The organism is Streptomyces sp. NPDC007095 (assembly GCF_040634475.1).
In the GTDB taxonomy this organism is placed as follows: Bacteria; Actinomycetota; Actinomycetes; order Streptomycetales; family Streptomycetaceae; genus Streptomyces.
Map to the genome: position 1 here is coordinate 1 of NZ_JBEYFS010000439.1, position 3984 is coordinate 3984.

At 71.0% G+C, this 3984-nt stretch carries 4 protein-coding genes and 1 pseudogene; 4 read left to right on the plus strand and 1 reads right to left on the minus strand.

The features are described 5' to 3' along the window. Positions 1-200 (minus strand): annotated as a pseudogene (locus ABZ656_RS56830) (hypothetical protein); the annotation flags it as partial. A gap of 139 nt (positions 201-339) precedes the next feature. On the opposite strand from ABZ656_RS56830, the gene ABZ656_RS56835 reads away from it, so the two are divergent. The 4 genes from ABZ656_RS56835 to ABZ656_RS56850 are packed head-to-tail and all read left to right on the plus strand — an operon-like array spanning position 340 to position 3870. After that, positions 340-1206: an ABC transporter ATP-binding protein gene (locus ABZ656_RS56835; protein ID WP_360280434.1), complete on the plus strand. Its 867-nt coding sequence runs from the start codon at positions 340-342 to the stop codon at positions 1204-1206. Beyond that, the gene (locus ABZ656_RS56840) at positions 1203-2048 is read left to right on the plus strand and encodes an ABC transporter permease (RefSeq protein WP_360280437.1); all 846 of its coding nucleotides are present in this window, start codon (positions 1203-1205) and stop codon (positions 2046-2048) included. Before ABZ656_RS56835 ends, ABZ656_RS56840 begins: the two co-directional genes overlap by 4 nt. Next, positions 2045-3250, plus strand: a complete 1206-nt coding sequence (locus ABZ656_RS56845) for a sensor histidine kinase (RefSeq protein ID WP_360280440.1) — start codon at positions 2045-2047, stop codon at positions 3248-3250. Before ABZ656_RS56840 ends, ABZ656_RS56845 begins: the two co-directional genes overlap by 4 nt. Continuing rightward, positions 3247-3870, plus strand: coding sequence for a response regulator transcription factor (locus ABZ656_RS56850; RefSeq protein ID WP_101406245.1), 624 nt, complete (start codon positions 3247-3249; stop codon positions 3868-3870). Before ABZ656_RS56845 ends, ABZ656_RS56850 begins: the two co-directional genes overlap by 4 nt. Positions 3871-3984: the final 114 nt, after the last annotated feature.

Genomic DNA, 3984 nt, shown 5'->3' on the forward strand with positions numbered 1-3984 from the left:
ACCGGGTTCAGGCTGCACCCCGGCACGAAGTTCGGGTTCTCCAGCAGCTTGAACTTGTCGATCGTGATGACCCACGCGGCGAGCAGACCGGCCGCACCGGTGATCACCAGCAACAGGGCGAGCGCACGGCTGCCGCCGACCGTCCGGGGACCGGCTGCACGCTCCTGGTCGATGGAGATGACTGTCGTCGTCTTGCTCATCACGCCGTTTCCGTAGTCTCGAAGGGCCTGCGGGCAACCGACATTGTGCCGCACCCACATGTGTGTCCACCGTTCGGTGGACATAAGGAGGTACGCACGGTCGTCCCGGAGCGTTCGCTTCGGCGGCAGGCTCGTCGGCATGACAACACACGCGAACCAACTCGCGGTGGACGTACGGGGGCTGCGCAAGCAGTACGGGGACGTGACCGCCGTCGACGGCATCGATCTCGGCATCCGCCGCGGCGAGGTGTTCGGCCTGCTCGGACCCAACGGCGCGGGCAAGAGCACCACGGTGGAGATCCTCCAGGGCAACCGCGCGCGGGACGCGGGCGAGGTGTCCGTGCTCGGCGCGGACCCGGCGACGGGCACACGCGCGTGGCGCTCGCGGGTCGGTATCGTCTGGCAGGACGAATCGGCGCCCGCGGAGTTGACGGTCGACGAGACCGTACGGCACTTCGCCCGCTACTACCCGCGGCCCCGCGACCCGGAGGAAGTCATCGGGCTCGTCGGTCTGGAGGCGAAGGCGGGCAGCCGCATCAAGGCGCTCTCGGGCGGCCAGCGCAGGCGTCTGGACGTGGCGCTCGGGGTGATCGGCGGCCCCGAACTGCTGCTCCTGGACGAACCGACGACCGGCTTCGACCCGGCCGCCCGCCGCCAGTTCTGGGACCTGATCCGGAAACTGGCCGACGAGGGCACGACCATCCTGCTCACCACGCACTACCTGGAGGAGGCGGAAGCACTGGCGCACCGGCTCGCGGTCGTCGCGCGGGGCCGCGTCGTCGCGGAAGGCGAACCCGCCGCGCTCCGCGAACGCTACGGCACCGAGGCGACCGTCGAGTGGACGGAGGCCGACGGCACCCCGCGCAGCGAGCGCACGGACACCCCCACCCGCACGGTCGCGGAGCTCACCCGCCGCTTCGACGGCGAGATACCCGGGCTGAGCGTGACCCGCCCGACCCTGGAGGACGTCTATCTCCGACTGACCGGACAGGAGGACGCGCGATGACCCTGACGACCGTGCGCGTACGCGGTGAGGCCTTCTCCGTGCGGCTGCCCGGAGCCTGGGGCCTCGGCTTGCGGCGGGGCGCCCTGGAGATCAAGCAGTTCTTCCGTCAGCGCGACCAGGTGGTGTTCACCTTCGCCTTCCCCGTCGTCTTCCTGTTCCTCTTCGCGTCGATCTTCAGCGACGACGTGCGGGGCGCGGGCATCACCGCCTCCCAGCTGTACGTCCCCGCGATGATGGCCGCGGGCATCATGTCCACCAGCTTCCAGTCCCTCGGCATCTCCATCGCGATCGAGCGGGACGAGAAGGTGCTGCGGCGGCTGCGCGGCACTCCGATGCCGCCGGCCGCGTACTTCCTGGGCAAGATCTGGCTGGTCCTGGTCACCGGCCTCCTGGAGACGGCGATCCTGCTCGTCGTCGGCACCTCGCTGTACGACGTGAAGCTGCCCTCGGATCCCGCCAAGTGGGCCGACTTCGCCTGGATCTTCGTCCTGGGCCTGACGGCCTGCGCCCTGCTCGGCATCGCGATCAGCTCGGTCCCGAAGTCCGGCAAGAGCGCCACGTCCGTCGTCGTACTCCCGTTCCTGGTGCTGCAGTTCATCTCCGGGGTCTACATCGCCATCGACACGATCCCCGACTGGATGCTGAACATCGGCGCCCTGTTCCCGCTGAAGTGGATGTGCCAGGGGCTGCGCGGGGTGTTCCTGCCCGAGTCGGCGAAGGTCCTGGAGCAGGCTGGCGGCTGGGAGTTCGGGCGGATCGCCCTGGTGCTGGGGGCCTGGTGCGTCGGAGGATTGCTGCTGTGTCTGCTGACCTTCCGCTGGAAGAACCGTCGCGACGGATGACCGAACGGATCGCGGGACCCGGCGGCGCGAAGAGCTCTTACACCTGGGAGCACTCCTTCCGGCTCTGGGACTCGTACTTCGCGATCGTGTGCGGGGCCACCCTGGTGTTCGTCCTCGGCACGGGGCACCCGGGGTGGCCCCTGCGCCTCGTCTCGGCAGCGCTGCTCGTGGCGCTGATTCCCTGGTACGTGACGGTGGGGCGCCCCGTCCTCAGCGGCGACCCGCCCGACGAACGCCGGGCCCTCGGCTATCTCGCGGGGGCGATCGTGCTGTTCCTGCCGTCGGGGATCCTCGTCGGTGAGACCCGGCTGATGGCCTTCGCGCTCGTCCCCCAGTGCTTCATGGCGCTGCGGCTGCGCTGGGCGCTGGCGGCCGTGACGGTCATCAACATCGCGCCGGTGGCGGGCTGGGCGCTGCTGTGGTGGCCGAGCGGCCAGGACGTCTTCTTCAACTCCCTCTTCGGCCTGGTCACCCTCGTCTTCTCGGCGGCCTTCGGCAACTGGACCATCCGCATCATCGAGCAGAGCCAGGAACGGGCCGAGCTGATCGCCGAACTGGACGCCAGTCGCCACGAGCTCTCCCGGCTCTCGTCGGCGCACGGCGCGCTGGCCGAGCGGGAACGGCTCTCCAGGGAGATCCACGACACGCTCGCACAGGGCTTCACGAGCCTGCTGATGCTGGTGCAGGCGGTCGAGGCCGAACTCGACCACGACGTACCGCAGGCCCGCCGCCACCTGTCCCTGATGGCGGAGACGACCCGGCAGAACCTCGCCGAGGCGCGGGCCCTGGTCGCCGGGGGCGCGCCCGCCGACCTCGACGGGGCCTCGCTGCCCGACGCGCTGCGCCGGCTGGCCGCGCGCCACGAAGCGACGGTCGACGTCACCGGCCCCGTGCGCGCGCTGCCCGCCGGGCCCGAGGTCGTGGTCCTGCGTTCCTGCCAGGAGGCGCTCGCCAACGCCCGTAAGCACGCGGGGAGTTCGTCGACGATCGCGGTCGCCCTGACGTACACCCACGATTCGCTGACACTCTCCGTACAGGACGACGGCCCCGGCTTCGACCCCGCCGCGCCGGTCGGCGGCTACGGTCTGACCGGGTTGCGTGCCCGAGCCGCGGAAGTGGGCGGCAGGGCCCGTGTGCGCAGCGCGCCCGGCGAGGGCACGACCGTCACCGTCTGTCTGCCCGTTCCAAGGAGTGACTCGTGATCCGCATCGTCCTGGCCGACGACCATCCCGTCGTACGGGAAGGGCTGCGCGCGATGCTCAGTGCCGAGCCCGACCTCGATGTGATCGCCGACGCGTCGAGCGGCCCGCAGGCGGAGGCGCTGGCGGCCGAACTCCGGCCGGACATCGTCCTGATGGACCTGCGAATGCCGGGGGGCGGGGGTGTCGACTCGATCGTGCGGATGACCGAGGCGGGGTTGGGCTGCCGGGTCATCGTGCTGACGACGTACGAGACGGACCGGGACATTCTGCGGGCGGTCGAGGCCGGAGCCGCGGGCTATCTCCTGAAGGACCTCCCTCGCGCCGAACTCGCCGACGCCGTCCGCTCCGCCGCGCGCGGCGAGACCGTGCTGGCCCCGTCCGTCGCCGCCAGGCTCGTCGACCAGCTCCGTACGAAGCCGGAGCGGCCACGGTTGTCGGAACGGGAGACCGCGGTGCTGCGGCTCGTGGCGGAGGGGTGCACGAACGCCGAGATCGGGCGCCGGCTGTTCATCGGCGAGTCCACCGTGAAGACCCACCTGCTGCGGGCCTTCAGCAAACTGGGGGTGGACGACCGAACCGCGGCGGTGACGAACGCGATGCGCTTCGGCCTACTGGACTGACCCCGCCCCGAGGCTTTCAGGGGCGCGGGGATCCGGGGCGCAGCCCCGGCCCGACGGGCGCGGGGAACTGCGCGACCGGCCCCCAACCGCCCGCAGCCGAAGAACCCACCCCGG